Below are 17116 nucleotides of genomic sequence, written 5' to 3'. Positions count from 1 at the left end.
TTCATCTCTTATAAATCGCCGATTCTATCATTCCTTACTCTTCCGAGGACTCTTCGATAATAACAATCTCAGAGCCGTCTTTTAGGCTTTCCTTCCCAAGATCGACCACCTTATCTCCGACCTTTAATCCCGACAATATCTCCACCTTCCCTTCATCTATTATTCCTGTTTCCAACTTCCTCTTTTTTGCCACCTTCCCCCCCTCGACGATAAAGCAATACGGTCCTACCATACCCTCTTTCTCAAAGAGCATCGTATCAAGAGGTATGTTGATCGCGCCCTCTTTCTCCTCGATAATTATACGAATATCTCCGAACATCCCGGACATCAGCAGGCGATCTTCGTTTTCAAAGAATATCTCGACCGGGGCGGTTCTGGTATCCCTCCGAATCACCGGCGCAACCTTAGATATCTTGCCCTTGAAAAATTTTCCCGGAAGGGCCGGCACGGTAAGCTCGGCATCCATCCCATTCTTTATGGAGGCGAACTCGATATCAGTTACCTTTATCAAGACGTTTATCCCCCTTCCGCCGACAACCATTGAAAGGGGAGTCTGGGTTGTGGCAAACTCCCCCCTGTCGAGGTGGTTTATCGCAACGACCCCCGAGATGGGGGATTCCACGACTACCGGCTTGAACTCATCCCAGGTCTCTGCTCTCTCGAGGAGCACCAGGGCCGCTCCCTTGGCCACGCTGTCGCCCTCCTTGTAATTATAGCGTATGACCTTTCCCGGAACCACCGAGTAGACCGTCACTTCTTTTTCCGCATGGAGGTCACCGGTATAGAAAAGGGTTCTTCTTACCGTTCCGTTTTTTGCCTTAATAACCGTCACGGGATCCTTTTTGACCTCTTCCTCTTTATCTGCGAACAATTTTGAATGCAGTATTCTATTGACAACGAGCATCAAAAAAAGGACGGCTATAATTGCGGTAACGATATATAATATTCTTTTGCTTCTCTTTTCCAATATCTTCCTCCAAAAAAAACAATAAAAAAAGACAAGTATTGTCCTTGCCTTCAAATCAGGTTAAATTTTCACACCGAGATCGACCATCTAACCCGCTCATCCCATCAAATACCTCTCCATATCAGAATATTTCAATATAAACAAGATTTTTTCCATTTGCCTTCCTATATATATCCGCTTAATTTACCAAGTATATACATCCCCAGTACTATTTTCTCGATCCCTTTTCCACCTACTTATCCCCTGCCCCCATCCCCTTTACCAACCTTTTTTTACCATTGATCCCGTTTCACCCCTTCGTTCTACTTTTTTTCCTCCTTCTTGTCGGCTTTCCTCTCCGTCTTCTTTGAGGCCGCCTTATCCTTATCTTCTGCCTTTCCCTTTACTTTAGACGTTTCTTTCGCTTTTTTATTTATCTCTTTTTTTACTTTTTTCTTTACCTCTTTCTTGACCTTCTCCTTTGCCTTGTCCTTGTCTCCCTTTACGACTTTAGCCGGCTTTGCCGCGGTGGTTTTCTTCTTTTCTTTCTCTTTTCCTTTCTTCTTCTCCTTCTCTCCGGGGATCAACTCGATTATTGCCATACGAGCGTTGTCTCCCGTCCTCCTTCCCATTTTCATTATTCGGGTATACCCACCGGGCCTGTCCTTGAACCTCTCGGCATATTCATCGAAGATTTTTGCGACAACCTCCCTTTTCCTTATAAAGGATAAAGCCTGCCTGCGGGCATGGAGATCCCCCCTTTTGCCGAGGGTGATCATCTTCTCGGCATAACGCCTCAGCTCCTTTGCCTTGGCCTCCGTGGTCTCGATCCTCTCGTAATCCAGAAGCGATGTGGCCATGTTCCTCATCAAGGCCTTTCTGTGGCTTGAGTTCCGCCCAAGTCTATTTCCTGCTTTCTGATGTCGCATATTTTTATTCCCTTAAAAACAAAAAATTTCCCCTTCCCCCAAATCCTTTCGTCCCCCCCCTTAACTTATCCCCCTTCCCCCTATATCCCTTTACCCTTTAAATCCCCCTACCCCATAAATATATTTGCTACACACATTCCCCGATAAACATCTCACAACCTTTAAGCCCCCCCCATTCCTGCCCGTATCCACTCGAATCCGGCCTTCACCTACTCGGAGAAGGTCTTCTTTTCTTCCGATTCCGAGAGCTCTTCCGGCGGCCAATTCTCCAGCTTCATGCCGAATCTCAGGCCCATCTCGTTCAATATCTCTTTTATTTCGTTAAGCGATTTTCTGCCGAAGTTTTTCGTCTTCAACATCTCTATTTCGGTCTTTTGGACGAGGTCGCCTATATATTTTATGTCGGCGTTTTTAAGGCAGTTGGAGGACCTGACTGAAAGCTCGAGCTCGCTTACCGGTCTGAGAAGGTTCTCGTTCAATTCCTCCCTGTGATCCTCCACCTCTTCCATATATTCCTCAGCATCCTCAGCGAAGTTTATAAAGATATTCATATGCTCTTTTAATATCTTCGCCGCAAAGGCGATGCTGTCTTCGGGAGAGACGCTGCCGTCGGTCCAGACCTCGAGGTTCAGCTTGTCGTAATCCGTTCTCTGACCCACCCTTGCGGATGTAACTGTAAAGTTGACCTTTTTAATGGGTGAAAAAACCGCATCTATGGGAATCGTCCCTATAGGTTCGTCCTCATCTTTATTCCTCTCCGCCGGGACGTAGCCTCTTCCCCATTTAACTTTCATCTCTATCCCGAGCTTGCCGTCCTTTGAGAGGGTGGCTATGTGGTGATCGGGGTTGAAGACCCTTACCGAATCATCGCAGATGATGTCTCCCGCCTTGACGATGCCGGGTCCCACGGCCTCGATCCTTACGGTTTTCGGGCCTTCATCGAAGAGCTTGAACCTAATTCCCTTTATATTCAACAGAATATCCGTTACATCTTCCACAACCCCGGGGACCGTTGTATATTCATGGAGAATATCTTTTATTTTGACCGAAGTGACGGCGGCTCCCATAATAGAAGAGAGGAGTATTCTCCTCAAGGAATTACCGATAGTTATGCCGAAACCCCTCTCGAAGGGCTCTGCTTCGAATTTGCCGTAGAATTCGTTGAATTCTCCCGAATCCGCCACAAGCTTCTTAGGTTTTATTAACTCGCGCCAATTGGCTTGAATTGTACTGCCCATAAAATCCCCCAGTTTTGAAAAGCCATCCTCACACTGAAATTTGAATCTTACTTGGAGTATAGCTCTACAATGAGGTTTTCCGATATCGGCATAGTCAGCTCTTCCCTTGAAGGCAAGGCCTTTATCGTGCCGGTAAAGGAATTTTTATCATAATCAAGCCAGGATGGTATACCCCGTCTTGCTACGGTTTCGAGAGAATCGAGTATTTTCCCTATCTTTCTGCTCTTTTCTCTCAGCTGTATTTTATCATCAGGACTTGTCAAAAACGACGGGATGTTGACCTTTCTTCCGTTTATCAGAAAATGGCTGTGCCGTACGAGCTGTCTCGCCTCGCTCCTGGAGCCGGCAAATCCCAGGCGATACACCATGTTGTCCAGCCTTCTCTCCAGAAGTATCAAGAGGTTTTCTCCCGTAATACCCTTGATTCTCTCGGCCTCTTTAAAATAACGGTGAAACTGGCTCTCAAGCACGCCGTACATCCTCTTCACCTTTTGTTTTTCTCTCAACTGATTGCCATATTCCGAGAATTTGGTCCTTCCCTGACCATGCTCTCCGGGGGGATAATTGCGTCTCTCGATGGCGCATTTTTCTCCAAAGCATCTGTCGCCCTTAAGGAAAAGCTTCATCCCCTCTCTTCTGCAGAGCTTGCACACCGGACCCCTGTACCTTGCCAAATCAAACCTCCGATCAGCTGTTACTATCTTTAATAAAAACCTAAACCCTACGTCTCTTGGGCGGCCTGCATCCGTTATGAGGGATCGGCGTTACGTCTTTTATCACGTTAACCTCAAGCCCGGCCGCCTGGATGGCCCTCAGGGCCGCCTCCCTGCCGGCGCCCGGCCCCTTGACGTAAACGTCTACCGTCTTCATCCCGTGCTCCATCGCCTTTTTTGCGGCGTCGGTTGCGGCCTGCTGCGAGGCAAACGGAGTGCTCTTTCTGGAGCCCTTGTACCCCTGCATCCCGGAGCTTGACCACGTCAGGACGTTTCCGGAAAGATCCGTGATGGTAACTATGGTATTATTGAACGTGGACTGAATGTGGGCAATCCCCACGTTTACGTTCTTCTTCTCCTTCTTTTTCCTGACTACTCTCTTACCTTTTGCCATTTATTATTCCTATTTTCTCTTAATCTTTACTTTCTTGGGTCCCTTTCTGGTTCGGGCGTTTGTGGAAGTCCGCTGCCCCCTGACGGGGAGGCCCTTTCTGTGTCTCAGTCCCCTGTAATTTCCCAGATCCATGAGCATCTTCACGTTCATGGAGCGCTCTTTCCTTAAGTCTCCCTCAACGGTGTAATTGGAGGTTATTATCTCCCTTATGGTGGTTATATCCTTATCCGTCAAGTCATCGGTCTTGAGATCAAAATCTATTCCGGCCTCTTCCAGAATCTTTTTTGACACGGTCTTTCCGATACCGTATATATATGTAAGACCGATAATTATCCGCTTGTTCTTGGGCAGGTCCACCCCAGCTATTCTTGCCAAAGCATTACCCTCCTTTTACAATTATCCCTGGCGCTGTTTATGTTTCGGATTCTCGCAGATTATCCGAACAACGCCGTGTCTTTTAATAATCTTGCACTTATCGCAGATCTTCTTTACAGATGCTCTCACCTTCATTTATCTTCCCCCTTAAACTTGTAAGGTCCAAAGATGCGGACTATTTTGAACGGTATGTTATCCTGCCTCTGGAGAGATCGTATGGTGAAAGTTCCACGGTAACCTTGTCTCCCTTCAGGATCTTTATAAAATGCATCCTCATCTTTCCAGAGATGTGCGCCAATACCTTGTGACCATTTTCCAGCTCTACCTTGAACATGGCATTCGGCAGGACCTCCTGCACCGTACCCTCAACCTCTATGGCCTCTTCCTTCGGCATAAAATAATTACCCTTTAAAAGAGTGTCTTTATCCTTCCAAAACCTCGGTTATTTTCTTGAAAATATTGTCTATTCCCCCGCTCCCGGCAATCGACCTCTTAAGGCCCTTTTCGCTGTAGTATTCTATAAGGGGCTCGGTCTGATCGGCATAAACCTTGAGCCTTGCCTTTATCGTCTCCTCTTTGTCGTCGTCCCTCTGGTAAAGCTCTCCGCCGCACTTATCACATTTGCCCTCGGATTTGGGTGGTTCGAAAACAACATGGTACATGGCCTTGCATTCCCTGCAGGTTCTCCTTCCGGTAAGCCTTTTCAGCAGCTCATCGTTATCGACCTCAATGCTGATTACATGACTGATCCCGTCCCCCTTCCCTCCCAGCATCTTGTCCAGGGATTTCGCCTGATTTACGGTCCTCGGGAAGCCGTCCAAGATATAGCCGTTTTTGCAATCAGCATCTTTGAGCCTCTCCTCCACGAGTCCCACGACCACCTCGTCGGGAACAAGGTCGCCCCTGTCCATGAACTTTTTCGCCTCCTTGCCGAGCTCCGTCCCCGCGGCCACGGCACTTCTTAATATGTCGCCCGTGGAAATCTGAGGAATTTTATATTTTTCCGACATTCTCACGGCCTGGGTTCCCTTACCGGCCCCCGGGGGCCCCAACAGAATAATGTTTTTTTTGTTTGACATAGCTCTTACCACATCCTTAGATTATCAACTACAACTTTCAACGCAACAAACATAAAAACTTAAAAATCCGGTTGAACGCTGAAACAACCAAGATATTTCCAATACTAAATTTTGATTATACCACTTCTTATTTCAAATCACAATCCCCGTCCACCCCCACCTCGATCCCCGCTTCGACTACCCATCTCAACCCTTACCTCAACCCCTACTCCCCTTTTTATCCTCTCCTCCCCTTTAACTTGCCCTTCTTCATAAACCCGTCGTAGTGTCTCGTTATCATGTGGGACTCTATCTGCTGGGCGGTATCTAGGGCCACACCCACAACGATCAGAAGCGCCGTTCCTCCGAAGTAGAACGGAACGTTGTAAAGGGCTATGAGGATCGTCGGCAGCACGCAGACCGCCGCAACGTAAAACGCTCCCACAAGGGTGATCCTCGTCAGGACCTTGTCTATATACTCGGAAGTTTTTCTCCCCGGCCTGATCCCGGGGATAAAGCCGCCGTATCTCTTCATATTATCAGCGACGTCTATTGGATTAAAGGTAACCGCCGTGTAGAAATAGCAGAAGAAGACGATCAATAAAACGTAGAGGACGTTGTACAACGGGGCCACCGGGCTGAACTGGTTTTGCAGAGAGAGTATCCACGGATGACTATCACTGATATTTTTCGGCAGAAAGTTGAAAATAGTCAGCGGAAACATGAGTATTGATGAGGCAAATATCGGCGGGATAACCCCGGACGTATTTATCCTCAACGGGAGATGCGTGCTGCTCCCGCCGTACATCTTTCTTCCCACAACCCGCTTTGCATATTGCACGGGGAGCCTTCTCTGTCCCCGTTCCATATAAATAATCGCCGCAACTACAACAATCATCACGGCCAAGATTATGAGGAAGCTTAGGGGCGATATTCCCGCCTCGCCGACAAGGCCGATGGACTGCAGAATGGCGGCGGGCATCCTCGCCACGATTCCGGCGAATATTATAAGGGAGATTCCGTTTCCGATTCCCCTCTCGGTGATCTGCTCGCCGAGCCACATTATGAAGGCGGTGCCGGCGGTAAGTGTAATCATCGTCATGATCCTGAATGACCAGCCGGGATCGAGAACGATGGGGTCCCCGAAGGGGCTCTGCATCTGCTCCAGTCCGAAGCTTATGGCGAATCCCTGAAACGCCGAGAGGACCACCGTCCCGTAGCGTGTATACTGGGTGATCTTTTTTCTGCCCTCCTCCCCCTCTTTTGACAGCCTCTCGAGATAAGGTATAACCACCGTCAAGAGCTGGAGGATAATGGAGGCGCTGATGTAGGGCATAATCCCCAGGGCGAAGACCGAGAGGTTACTCAATCCGCCGCCCGAAAACATGTCGAAGAATCCAAAGAGTGTGCCCGAGGCGCTGTCGAAAAAGGCGGAGAGGGCTGCTGTATCGGTGCCCGGCGTTGGGATGTGGATACCGACCCTGTAGACCGCCAGAAGCGCAAAGGTTATTAGAATCCTGTTTTTGAGCTCAGGGATTTTAAATATATTCTGGAATCCCGACGTCACTTAGATCACCTCCACCTTTCCACCGCAGGCCTCTATTTTCTCCTTTGCGGACTTTGAAAATTTGTGGGCCTTGACGGTAAGGGCCTTTTTGACCTCCCCCACACCCAACACCTTGATACCGTTTTTCGCCTTATCTATCTTCTTTTCCTTCATCAACTCGTCTGTGTCCACAACGCCGTTTACCTCGAACCTGCTCAGGTCTCTGAGGTTTATTATCGAGTAATCCTTTTTAAAGAGGTTCTTGAATCCCCTCTTGGGAAGCCTCCTTGCCAGGGGCATCTGTCCCCCCTCGAAGCCGGGCCTTACCTTCCCCCCGGAGCGGGAATTCTGCCCATTATAGCCCCGTCCCGCCGTCTTTCCGCCTTTTCCGGCCTCTCCCCGGGCCACCCTCTTTTTCTTTTTTATGGCCCCTTCTCTTGGTTTCAGGTTGGAAAGATCCATCTCCTACTCCTTTACCTCAACAAGGTGAATGACTTTCTTTATCATCCCCCAGCTCTCGGGGGTGTCGGGAAGCTCGACGGTCCTGTGCATCTTGCCGAGACCCATTCCCTTCAGGACCTTTTTATGTTTTTCGGGTCTTCCGATACCGCTCCTGGTCTGAGTCACGCTTATGGTCTTCGTTTGCTTTTTACTCATTGTTCTGCCGTCCCCTTCGCCATTTAACTTTAACTATATGAGTTATCTATTACTTCTTTTCCACGCCCAAATTTTCAACCGATTTGCCGCGAATCCGGGCAATATCCTCAGGTGTTCTAAGCTGGGTTAAGCCGTCGATGGTGGCCTTAACGAGGTTGTGGGGATTGTGTGAACCGAGACACTTGGTGAGGATGTTTTTTATCCCCGCCGTCTCAACAACGGCCCTGACGGCCCCGCCCGCGATGATCCCGGTTCCCTCAGAGGCCGATTTCAGCATGACCTTCCCAGCCCCGTACCTCCCTATGACATCGAACGGAATGGTGGATTTCAAGAGAGGTACCTTTATCATGTTCTTCTTCGCTTTCTCGATTCCCTTCCTTATAGCCTCCGGGACCTCCTGGGCTTTACCCATTCCGTATCCCACCTGGCCTTTTCCGTCGCCCACAACTACCATTGCTGAAAACGAAAAGCGCCTTCCCCCCTTTACGACCTTCGCCACCCGGTTTATATGAACTACCTTGTCTATGAATTCATTTTCGTCAGGAAAAAACGACATGATTTAATCTCCATAAAATATCATGGTCCCTAAAACTCCAGCCCTCTTTCTCTCGCCGCATCGGCCAGCGCCTTTACCCTCCCGTGGTAGAGATAGCCGCCCCGGTCGAAAACCACCGTTTTTATCCCTTTTGCTCCGGCCTTCTCCGCGATGCTTTTACCCACTATTTTGGCGGCTCCTATATTTCCCCCGCCGCCTTTCCCGAACTTCTTTGCGATTTCCTTATCCACGCTTGACGAACTGGCCAGAGTCACCCTGAGACTATCGTCGACAATCTGGGCATAAATATGTTTTGCGCTTCTGAAAACGCAGAGCCTCGGCTTGGCTGAAGTTCCCCTTATCTTCAGCTTTATCCGCTTTTTTCTCCTAATTCTCCCTGAAACACTCTTTGACAGCTTCTTCACGGCATTACTCCTTAAGCGCCGGTCTTCCCGGCCTTTCTCCTGATCTTCTCACCAGCATACTTGATTCCCTTCCCCTTGTAAGGCTCGGGCTTTCTTAAATTTCTTATATTCGCGGCCACCTGACCAACCAGCTGCTTGTCTATGCCTTGAATCGTTATTAGTGTATTTTTTTCTACACTCGCCGTTATTCCATCGGGAAGCCCAAACCTGACAGGATTGGAATAGCCTAGGTTCAACACGAGTTCATTTCCATCGACATCGGCCCTGTAGCCCAATCCATTTATCTCCAGGGATTTAGTGATCCCATTGGAAACACCGACAACCATGTTGTCTATCAGCGCCCTGCAAAGACCCTGAAACGCTTTAGATTTCCTTAAATCTTTATCCGAGGTCACGACTATCCCGTTATTTTCCACCTTAACGGTGACCTCCGATGGGATGGATTGGCTGAGGCTCCCCCTTGGGCCGGTCACCACGATCTCTCCATCCTTGACAACGACCTCGACTCCTTCCGGTATTGGAACGGGCTTTTTGCCTATCCTTGACATCTTCTACTATTCAACCTCTATTTTTCATTGTAAGTAATTGCATCACTTGTTGGGCCCGTGCCCAAATAACACAAAAGATATTTTTAATAATGCCTGCCGCTCAATAATGTTTGCCTCTCGACAACGCTTTCCTCCCTTTGCTCCCTGACCCACTTGCTCCACTACTCCCTTGACCCCCACCCCCCTAATCCTTGTCCCCTTTATCCCCATTTCCCCATTGATCTTTGCCCCTCTTGCTCCCCACCCATATTTAATTTCCCCCTCCTCAACCCGCCTTCCCTCGATCCACGACCCTCCCTCAACCCGTCATCACCAGACCTTAATTAGGAGTTCTCCGCCGACCTTTTCCTTTCTTGCCTTCCGATCCGACATTATTCCCTTCGATGTGGAGAGTATTGAAATACCGTAGCCCCTCAAGACGTGCGGGATCTCTTTGCTGTTTACGTATATACGACGGCCCGGCTTTGACACCCTCTCGATCTTTTTTATTACCAGATCGCCGTCTTCGATATATTTAAGACGAATTCTTATTATCTGGTGTTTGTCGTCCTTGAGCTCCTTGTAGTCCAGTATATAACCTTCTTCTTTCAGTATCTCTGCAATTGCCAATTTCATCTTAGATGAAGATATGTCCACGCTTTCGTGTTTTGCCATCTGGGCGTTTCTTATACGTGTGAGCATATCGGCAATGGGATCGGTCATTGTCATTTTAAGTTTCTCCTCGCTACCAGCTGGACTTAATCATTCCGGGTATATCTCCCCGGGAAGCCAGTTGCCTGAGACAAATCCTGCACATATCGAATTTTCGGTAGTATGCCCTGGGCCTTCCGCAGATGGGACAACGGTTATACTCCCTCACCTGAAACTTTTTCTTCCTCTTTGCCTTGGCAATTATCGACTTCTTTGCCACTCAAATCTCCTTTTTGCTAATCAGCAATATCAATTAACCACCAAAGGGCATCCCAAAATATGCCAGCAAAGCCCTTCCTTCATCGTCGGTATTGGCCGTGGTTACTATCGTTATATTCATGCCCTTGATCTTATCAATCTTGTCGTAGCTGATTTCCGGGAAAATGATCTGTTCTTTTATTCCCAGCGTATAATTTCCCCTTCCGTCAAATCCTTTAGGGCTTACGCCCCTGAAATCCCTGACCCTTGCGAGAGCGATATTAATGAGACGGTCGAGAAATTCATACATTTTCTCCCTTCTCAAAGTCACCATGCAGCCTATGGGATTTCCATCTCTCAGCTTGAAGGATGCGATTGATTTTTTTGCCCGGGTGATCACCGGTTTTTGCCCCGTAATTGAGGCGATCTCTTCGGATGCGCTTTCCAATACCTTTATGTTTTGGAGCGCCTCTCCAAGTCCCATATTCACGACTATCTTCGTAATCTTGGGGACCTGCATAATGTTATCGTACCCGAAATCCTTCTTAAGCTGGGGTACTACCTCTGTTTTGTAATATTCTTTTAAACGAGCCATAATCCGTCACTATCTATCTAAAATTTCATCACATCTTTTACAGAATCTCACCTTCTTGCCGTCTTCCAAGACCTTTTTCCCCACCTTTACAGGAACGTTGCACTTGGGGCAGACGATCATCACGTTGGATATTTGAATGGGACCCTCCTTTTCGATGATTCCTCCCTGCCTGTGGGCCGAGCTCGGTCTCATATGTCTCTTGATGAAGTTTATCTTCTCTACGATAACTTGTCCCTTTTCGAGATTCACCCTCAAGACCTTTCCCTTCTCGTCCTTGTGCTTTCCTGAAATTACCTGAACCGTGTCGTTCTTTTTTATTTTTGTCTTTAATCTGGTGGCCATTAACTCCCCCCCTTTCACACCTCTATAAGACTTCCGGGGCGAGAGAGACGATCTTCATGAACCTCTTGGCACGAAGCTCCCTCGCAACGGGTCCAAAAATTCGGGTTCCTATAGGCTCCCCCTGGGCATTTATCAACACCGCGGAGTTGTCATCGAATTTGATGTATGTTCCGTCGGGTCTGCGCACTTCCTTTTTCGTCCTTACGACAACCGCCTTGACGACATCGCCCTTCTTTACCTTGGAATTAGGTATAGCTTCCCTTACCGAAACGGTCACTATATCCCCAAGGGAGGCATATTTTACCCTCGATCCCCCAAGCACTTTTATTGTAAAGAGCTTTTTTGCGCCTGAGTTATCGGCCACGTTTAAAATGGTCTGCATCTGAATCATAACGATCAACCTCGCTTTAGACCTATTCGGCCTTTTCGAGGACCTCCCTTAGAACCCAACGTTTTTTTCTGCTCAACGGTCTGCTTTCGAGTATAACTACCTTATCGCCGATTCCGCACTGGTTTTCGGAATCGTGAGCCATGTATCTTTTTCTTTTGTTTATAAACTTTTTGTAAATGGGGTGCATAAGCTTACGCTGAACCTCCACAACAATTGTCTTGTCCATCTTATCGCTGACCACCATTCCTGTTAATGTGCGTCTTTTACCGCTAGTCGCCATCTCCTTTTTTCCTCTCTTCTTCGAGCATCTTTTCCTTTATAACCGTCAGCACCCTCGCCCTGTCCCTTTTGGTTAACCTTATCTTCATTTTATTTTCGAGCTGATTGGCCGCCCTCTGAAACCTCAAGTTAAAGAGTTCTTGAGAGAGGGTTTCTTCACGATCCATCAGCTCTTCCACCGAGAGATCTCTCAGATCACTAGCCTTCATTTTCCGAACTCCTTTTGACAAACCTCGTCCTCACCGAAAGCTTGTGGGAAGCAAGCCTGAAGGCCTCCCGGGCCTGTTCTTCCCTAACTCCCTCCATTTCATACATGATCCTTCCGGGTCTAACCACGGCCACCCATCCCTCCACGTTTCCCTTTCCTTTGCCCATTCTGGTCTCCGCGGGCTTTTTCGTTATGGGCTTGTCCGGGAAGACCCTGATCCAGATTTTTCCGCCCCTCTTTACGTACCTTGTCATAGCGATACGGGCGGCCTCGATCTGCCTTGCGGATACCCAGCCGGAGGTCAACGCCTGGAGTCCATAGTCACCGAAGTTCAGGCTTGAACCGCTTATACGGACACCCCTCATTCTTCCCTTTTGCATCTTTCTGTATTTAACCTTTTTCGGACTTAACATCGCTATATGCTCCGCTATCTATTCTTACAGGGAGGTGGGTGAATCGCCCGGCATTACCTCGCCGTTGAAAACCCAGACTTTGATCCCTATTATTCCATATGTTGTTTTAGAGACGGCCGTCCCGTAATCAATATCCGCCCTTAATGTATGAAGGGGAACTCTCCCCTCCCTGTACCACTCCCTTCTGGCCATCTCCGCCCCGCCGAGCCTGCCTGCGCACGAGATTCTCACTCCCTCCACTCCGAGCTTCATGGCGGTAAAAACCGCCTTTTTCATAGCCCGTCTAAAAGAGACTCTTTTCTCAAGTTGCGTGGCTACGTTTTCGGCGATGAGCTGAGCGTTGGCCTCCGGTTTTCTTACCTCTTTAATATTAATCGCCACATCGGTTCCGGTTATCTTCATCAGATCACGTCTGATGTTTTCTATCTCAGCCCCTTTTCTTCCTATTATGATTCCCGGACGGGCCGTATAAATATTTACCGAGGCCTTCCCGGCCGCCCGCTCGATCTCTATCTTGGCGATGCCGGCGTGATAGAACTTCTCCTTGATGCTCTTCCTTATCGCCAGATCATTATGGAGGTTCTGCTGGTACTCCTTGTTGGCGAACCACTTGGAATTCCAATCCTTGATGATCCCTAGCCTAAGGCCTATGGGATTTACCTTTTGTCCCACTTTTTCCTCCCGTTGATCATTTTTTTCCTGCCATCCTAACCAAACCCGATGTAATTTATCTACTACCACCCCAAACACACCCCACGTTCCCGTTCCCCCATCCCTAGTTTTATATTTTACTCTTTGTATTTTACTCCAATTCCGATCATATTAATCGCCCCATCCCCCACTTCACTAATCGCCGCATCCCCCACTTCATTCACTATTCCATCTCCCCCATTGCCCAACTCCCGACCGGTTCGATTACCTCTCATCCAGGATTACGGTTATGTGGCATGTCCTCTTGAATATCCTGGTGTATCTCCCCATCGCCCTGGGCCTGAACCTTTTCCATGTGGGGCCCTCGTCCACGAATATCTTTCCCACGTAGAGGTTATCCACATCTATATCGTCTCTAATGCTGGCATTCGCCACCGCGCTGTCGATCAGCTTTTCGACGACGCTCGAGGCCTTTTTATGAGTCAGGGACAGTATCTCCTTTGCCTCGCCCACGTCTTTGCCCCTGACAAGGTCCACAACCGGCCTCACCTTAAAGGGCGAGATCCTTATATATTTGGCCCTGGCTTTCATTTCAACCTCGTAAACTCCCTTTATTATTTCCTGCCCCTGAGCTTAGATTTTTTATCAGCAGCGTGGCCGTAAAAGGTTCTCGTGGGAGAAAACTCCCCAAGCTTATAGCCCACCATATTTTCGGTTACGAAGACCGGAATAAATTTCTTGCCGCTGTGAACCGCTATGGTCAATCCCACCATCTCAGGGATTATGGTGGACCTCCTTGACCAAGTTTTTATGACCTGACGATCCCCCTCCTGTTGTGCCTTTTCGATCTTTTTTAAAAGATGATCGTCTATGAACGGCCCCTTTTTCAGCGATCTTGGCATAACTACTTTCTCCTCTTGACAATGAATTGATCGGTCGTTTTGTTCTTTCTCGTCTTATGCCCCTTCGTCGGCACTCCCCAGGGAGTTACCGGGTGTCTTCCTCCCGAAGACTTTCCCTCGCCTCCGCCGTGGGGATGGTCGACGGGATTCATCGCAACGCCCCTTACCTTGGGCCTTTTCCCGAGCCACCTTGACCTCCCCGCCTTTCCTATGCTTATGTTGCTGTGTTCCTGATTTCCCACCTCGCCTATTGTGGCCAGGCAATCCTGCAGGAACATCCTCACCTCTCCGGAGGGAAGCTTCAGCTGGGAGTACTTGCCCTCTTTTGCCATCAACTGGGCGGAGCCCCCGGCGGAGCGAACCACCTGTCCCCCTTTTCCGGGTTTCATCTCAACGTTGTGGATCTGTGTTCCGAGGGGGATATCCTTTAAGGGCATTACGTTTCCCGGTTTTATCTCCGCCGTTTTGGATGTCTTTATCATGTCCCCCACATTAAGTCCCAAGGGAGCTATTATGTATCTCTTTTCGCCGTCTGCGTAATGCAACAGGGCAATTCTGGCGGAGCGGTTCGGATCGTACTCTATAGTGGCGACCTTTGCCGGGATCTCCCACTTATCACGCTTGAAATCAATGATTCTATAGCGCTTCTTGTGACCGCCGCCGCGGTGCCTCATGGTTACCCTGCCCTTGTTGTTTCTTCCCCCGGTGCTCTTCTTCGGGGCGAGGAGCGATCTTTCGGGACGTCTCTCGGTTATATCGGAAAAGTCCGAAACCTCCTGAAATCTCCTCCCGGGAGAGGTGGGATTATATTTTTTTATCGCCATCTCTTATACTCCCTCAAAGAACTCGATATATTCCCCCGGTTTCAGCTTCACTATCGCCTTTTTCCAATCCGGCCTCTTGCCCTGAGATCTCCCGAACCGCTTAACCTTCCCCTTCAGCATAACGGTGCGCACGTTCACAACCTTCTTTTTAAAGACCTTCTCGACGGCCTCTCTGACCTGTATCTTGGATGCCCAGACCGGAACCTTGAACGTGACCTGCTGGGCTATCTCCTTCTGAACGTTGCTCTTCTCGGTTATTATCGGCTCGAGAAGTATGTCGTAATACTCTTTCATAACAGCGCCTTTTCTATCAGTTCCACGGCGGGACGGGTGACCACAATGTTATCGTATTTCAGCACATCAAATACGTTAAGTCCCTTGACCGGCAGCACCTTGACTTCCTTGATGTTTCTCGAAGAAAGATCGAGGTTTCTATCCCGCTCGGGAACAACTATAAGGGTCTGACCGCTGCCGCATTCGAGCTTTATTAATATATCCATGATGATCTTCGTCTTTATTTCCGGGAGATCGAGCCCATCCACTATGATCATCTTATTATCCTTAAGCTTTTTTGTTAGGGCACTCTTTAAGGCGGCCCTTCTCACCTTCTTCGGCACCTTATAGGAATAGTCGCGGGGTTTTGGACCGAAGATCACGCCACCGCCGGTCCAAATGGGCGATCTGGAGGAGCCCGCCCTGGCACGTCCCGTCCCCTTTTGCCTGTAGGGCTTCTTTCCACCCCCGCTTACTTCCGCCCTCCCCTTTGTGGATGCAGTCCCGCTTCTGCGGTTTGCCTGCTGCATCTTGACGACATCGTAAAAAAGGTGACTCTTGATATCGGTATCGAAAATCTCCTCCTTGAGGGTGATTTTGTCCACCACTTCCTTATTTGTATTATATATATCCACGCTGGGCATTTATCAGCTCCGAATCTATGATTTTCCCTTGACTTCGACTATACCGTTTTTGGCCCCAGGGATCGCTCCCTTAACCAGTATCACGTTTCTCTCTTTTTTGACGTCAACCACGACAAGGTTTTTTACGGTGACCCTCTCGCTCCCCTTGTGACCCGGGAGCTTCTTGCCTTTCAACGTCCTCGCCGGCCAAGCACACATACCTATCGATCCCGGCGCCCTGTGAAAGCGAGACCCGTGGGTTTTCCTGCCGCCGGAAAATCCCCACCTCTTCACAACACCGGCAAAACCCTTTCCCTTCGAGCGACCCGTAACGTTAATTACATCACCGATCTTAAAACAATCGGCGGTAATAATTTGTCCAAGTTTATATTTTTCCAGCTCATCCGCGGGGAGACGAAACTCCCTGATGACCCTGTACGCAACTTCGCCCGCCCTTTCAAAGAATCCCCTCTTCGGCTTATTTACGTTGTTAATATCTTTTTGGTCAAAACCCAAGGCCACGGACGCATAACCGTTCTTCTTGGGCGTTCTGATATCCAAGACGGCGCATGGACCAGCCTCTATAACGGTCACGGAAACCGAGTTTCCCGACTCGTCAAATATTTGGGTCATACCCAGCTTTTTTCCAATCATGCCGCCCGGCATCTCATACTCCTTTTCGAACTAAAATCCTTTATCAAAATTCAAAAGATCCCCTGCCCGCACAAAAACTTGATCCCTGTTATCCCCCTGCTTACCAACCAAGCACCCTCAACCCTTGCACCCCCATTAACCACCCCAATTCCTCACCAACCTTACCGACTCCCACGCTTTAAAGCTTTATCTCCACGTCCACCCCGGCGGAGAGGTCGAGCCGCATCAGGGCGTCCACCGTCTGCTGGGTCGGATCGAGGATATCCAGAAGCCTCTTGTGTGTCCTTATCTCGAACTGCTCTCTCGACTTCTTGTCTATATGGGGAGATCTCAAGACACAGTACTTGTTGATCACCGTGGGAAGGGGTATCGGCCCCGCCACCGTGGCTCCCGATCTCTTTGCCGTCTCGATAATCTCACCGGCCGACTGGTCGAGAAGCTTATGGTCATAGGCCTTGAGCTTTATCCTTATCTTTTGTGCTGGCATTTATCCTTCCTCATTCCTTGGCACTTATCTTCCTAACTCCTTGGCACTCACTCTCTCTCCCCTCGTCATTCATCCCCTCTATCATTTCTATCATTCTTCCCCCTTATCCCTTCCTCTCCCTCCCCCGGCATCGATCTATTCGATGATTTCGCTGATTACGCCCGCGCCCACCGTGCGGCCTCCCTCACGGATGGCAAACCGAAGCTCCTTCTCCATCGCTAT

32 protein-coding genes are annotated in these 17116 nt (G+C 48.9%); all 32 read right to left on the bottom strand.

Features of this window, described 5'->3' with window-relative positions; all coding sequences use genetic code 11:
* Positions 1-34: 34 nt before the first annotated feature.
* Positions 35-967 carry an efflux RND transporter periplasmic adaptor subunit gene (locus tag JW984_09690; protein ID MBN1573452.1) on the bottom strand — a complete coding sequence of 311 codons (933 nt, stop codon included), beginning with the start codon at positions 965-967 and terminating at the stop codon, positions 35-37.
* Between the two features lie 302 nt (positions 968-1269).
* Entirely contained in the window at positions 1270-1875 is a 606-nt protein-coding gene (gene rplQ / locus JW984_09685; GenBank protein ID MBN1573451.1) for a 50S ribosomal protein L17, read from the bottom strand.
* Between the two features lie 209 nt (positions 1876-2084).
* The gene (locus JW984_09680; protein ID MBN1573450.1) at positions 2085-3113 is read right to left on the bottom strand and encodes a DNA-directed RNA polymerase subunit alpha; all 1029 of its coding nucleotides are present in this window, start codon (positions 3111-3113) and stop codon (positions 2085-2087) included.
* 47 nt (positions 3114-3160) lie between these two features.
* Positions 3161-3787, bottom strand: a complete 627-nt coding sequence (gene rpsD, locus JW984_09675) for a 30S ribosomal protein S4 (protein ID MBN1573449.1) — start codon at positions 3785-3787, stop codon at positions 3161-3163.
* Between the two features lie 40 nt (positions 3788-3827).
* Positions 3828-4220: a 30S ribosomal protein S11 gene (gene rpsK, locus JW984_09670; GenBank protein MBN1573448.1), complete on the bottom strand. Its 393-nt coding sequence runs from the start codon at positions 4218-4220 to the stop codon at positions 3828-3830.
* 9 nt (positions 4221-4229) lie between these two features.
* The gene (gene rpsM / locus JW984_09665; protein MBN1573447.1) at positions 4230-4595 is read right to left on the bottom strand and encodes a 30S ribosomal protein S13; all 366 of its coding nucleotides are present in this window, start codon (positions 4593-4595) and stop codon (positions 4230-4232) included.
* Between the two features lie 21 nt (positions 4596-4616).
* Positions 4617-4730 (bottom strand): 50S ribosomal protein L36, encoded by a 114-nt coding sequence (gene rpmJ, locus JW984_09660; GenBank protein MBN1573446.1) that lies wholly within the window; start codon positions 4728-4730, stop codon positions 4617-4619.
* 40 nt (positions 4731-4770) lie between these two features.
* Positions 4771-4989 carry a translation initiation factor IF-1 gene (infA, locus tag JW984_09655; GenBank protein MBN1573445.1) on the bottom strand — a complete coding sequence of 73 codons (219 nt, stop codon included), beginning with the start codon at positions 4987-4989 and terminating at the stop codon, positions 4771-4773.
* 28 nt (positions 4990-5017) lie between these two features.
* The gene (locus tag JW984_09650) at positions 5018-5674 is read right to left on the bottom strand and encodes an adenylate kinase (GenBank protein MBN1573444.1); all 657 of its coding nucleotides are present in this window, start codon (positions 5672-5674) and stop codon (positions 5018-5020) included.
* 217 nt (positions 5675-5891) lie between these two features.
* Positions 5892-7220 (bottom strand): preprotein translocase subunit SecY, encoded by a 1329-nt coding sequence (secY, locus tag JW984_09645; protein ID MBN1573443.1) that lies wholly within the window; start codon positions 7218-7220, stop codon positions 5892-5894.
* The gene (gene rplO, locus JW984_09640) at positions 7221-7661 is read right to left on the bottom strand and encodes a 50S ribosomal protein L15 (protein ID MBN1573442.1); all 441 of its coding nucleotides are present in this window, start codon (positions 7659-7661) and stop codon (positions 7221-7223) included.
* A gap of 3 nt (positions 7662-7664) precedes the next feature.
* On the bottom strand, positions 7665-7856 hold the full coding sequence (gene rpmD / locus JW984_09635; protein ID MBN1573441.1) for a 50S ribosomal protein L30: 192 nt from the start codon (positions 7854-7856) through the stop codon (positions 7665-7667).
* Between the two features lie 49 nt (positions 7857-7905).
* Complete coding sequence (rpsE, locus tag JW984_09630) at positions 7906-8412, bottom strand: 30S ribosomal protein S5 (GenBank protein MBN1573440.1); 507 nt, start codon at positions 8410-8412, stop codon at positions 7906-7908.
* Between the two features lie 29 nt (positions 8413-8441).
* Positions 8442-8816, bottom strand: coding sequence for a 50S ribosomal protein L18 (locus JW984_09625; GenBank protein MBN1573439.1), 375 nt, complete (start codon positions 8814-8816; stop codon positions 8442-8444).
* Positions 8817-8827: 11 nt separating this feature from the next.
* Positions 8828-9364, bottom strand: coding sequence for a 50S ribosomal protein L6 (gene rplF, locus JW984_09620; GenBank protein MBN1573438.1), 537 nt, complete (start codon positions 9362-9364; stop codon positions 8828-8830).
* A gap of 309 nt (positions 9365-9673) precedes the next feature.
* Positions 9674-10072, bottom strand: coding sequence for a 30S ribosomal protein S8 (gene rpsH / locus JW984_09615; protein MBN1573437.1), 399 nt, complete (start codon positions 10070-10072; stop codon positions 9674-9676).
* A 16-nt stretch (positions 10073-10088) separates the two neighbouring features.
* Entirely contained in the window at positions 10089-10274 is a 186-nt protein-coding gene (locus JW984_09610; GenBank protein MBN1573436.1) for a type Z 30S ribosomal protein S14, read from the bottom strand.
* Between the two features lie 33 nt (positions 10275-10307).
* Positions 10308-10847, bottom strand: a complete 540-nt coding sequence (rplE, locus tag JW984_09605) for a 50S ribosomal protein L5 (protein MBN1573435.1) — start codon at positions 10845-10847, stop codon at positions 10308-10310.
* Positions 10848-10856: 9 nt separating this feature from the next.
* On the bottom strand, positions 10857-11189 hold the full coding sequence (locus JW984_09600) for a 50S ribosomal protein L24 (protein MBN1573434.1): 333 nt from the start codon (positions 11187-11189) through the stop codon (positions 10857-10859).
* A gap of 22 nt (positions 11190-11211) precedes the next feature.
* On the bottom strand, positions 11212-11580 hold the full coding sequence (gene rplN / locus JW984_09595) for a 50S ribosomal protein L14 (protein MBN1573433.1): 369 nt from the start codon (positions 11578-11580) through the stop codon (positions 11212-11214).
* A 22-nt stretch (positions 11581-11602) separates the two neighbouring features.
* Complete coding sequence (gene rpsQ / locus JW984_09590; GenBank protein MBN1573432.1) at positions 11603-11860, bottom strand: 30S ribosomal protein S17; 258 nt, start codon at positions 11858-11860, stop codon at positions 11603-11605.
* On the bottom strand, positions 11850-12068 hold the full coding sequence (gene rpmC, locus JW984_09585) for a 50S ribosomal protein L29 (GenBank protein MBN1573431.1): 219 nt from the start codon (positions 12066-12068) through the stop codon (positions 11850-11852). Before rpmC ends, rpsQ begins: the two co-directional genes overlap by 11 nt.
* On the bottom strand, positions 12058-12480 hold the full coding sequence (gene rplP / locus JW984_09580) for a 50S ribosomal protein L16 (GenBank protein ID MBN1573430.1): 423 nt from the start codon (positions 12478-12480) through the stop codon (positions 12058-12060). Before rplP ends, rpmC begins: the two co-directional genes overlap by 11 nt.
* A gap of 24 nt (positions 12481-12504) precedes the next feature.
* Positions 12505-13152 (bottom strand): 30S ribosomal protein S3, encoded by a 648-nt coding sequence (gene rpsC, locus JW984_09575; GenBank protein ID MBN1573429.1) that lies wholly within the window; start codon positions 13150-13152, stop codon positions 12505-12507.
* A gap of 243 nt (positions 13153-13395) precedes the next feature.
* Positions 13396-13722: a 50S ribosomal protein L22 gene (gene rplV / locus JW984_09570; protein ID MBN1573428.1), complete on the bottom strand. Its 327-nt coding sequence runs from the start codon at positions 13720-13722 to the stop codon at positions 13396-13398.
* A gap of 23 nt (positions 13723-13745) precedes the next feature.
* Entirely contained in the window at positions 13746-14033 is a 288-nt protein-coding gene (rpsS, locus tag JW984_09565; protein MBN1573427.1) for a 30S ribosomal protein S19, read from the bottom strand.
* 2 nt (positions 14034-14035) lie between these two features.
* The gene (gene rplB, locus JW984_09560; protein ID MBN1573426.1) at positions 14036-14857 is read right to left on the bottom strand and encodes a 50S ribosomal protein L2; all 822 of its coding nucleotides are present in this window, start codon (positions 14855-14857) and stop codon (positions 14036-14038) included.
* 3 nt (positions 14858-14860) lie between these two features.
* Entirely contained in the window at positions 14861-15151 is a 291-nt protein-coding gene (locus JW984_09555) for a 50S ribosomal protein L23 (GenBank protein ID MBN1573425.1), read from the bottom strand.
* Positions 15148-15774, bottom strand: a complete 627-nt coding sequence (rplD, locus tag JW984_09550; protein ID MBN1573424.1) for a 50S ribosomal protein L4 — start codon at positions 15772-15774, stop codon at positions 15148-15150. Before rplD ends, JW984_09555 begins: the two co-directional genes overlap by 4 nt.
* Positions 15775-15789: 15 nt before the next feature.
* Positions 15790-16419 carry a 50S ribosomal protein L3 gene (rplC, locus tag JW984_09545; GenBank protein MBN1573423.1) on the bottom strand — a complete coding sequence of 210 codons (630 nt, stop codon included), beginning with the start codon at positions 16417-16419 and terminating at the stop codon, positions 15790-15792.
* A gap of 166 nt (positions 16420-16585) precedes the next feature.
* Positions 16586-16894 (bottom strand): 30S ribosomal protein S10, encoded by a 309-nt coding sequence (rpsJ, locus tag JW984_09540; protein ID MBN1573422.1) that lies wholly within the window; start codon positions 16892-16894, stop codon positions 16586-16588.
* A 135-nt stretch (positions 16895-17029) separates the two neighbouring features.
* Positions 17030-17116, bottom strand: an 87-nt coding sequence (locus JW984_09535; protein MBN1573421.1) for an elongation factor Tu, incomplete at its 5' end; no start/stop codon positions are given.

Source organism: Candidatus Zymogenus saltonus (assembly GCA_016929395.1).
In the GTDB taxonomy this organism is placed as follows: domain Bacteria; phylum Desulfobacterota; class Zymogenia; order Zymogenales; family Zymogenaceae; genus Zymogenus; species Zymogenus saltonus.
Note: the sequence above shows the minus strand (reverse complement) of the source record. Positions and strands in the feature narration are given on the sequence as shown.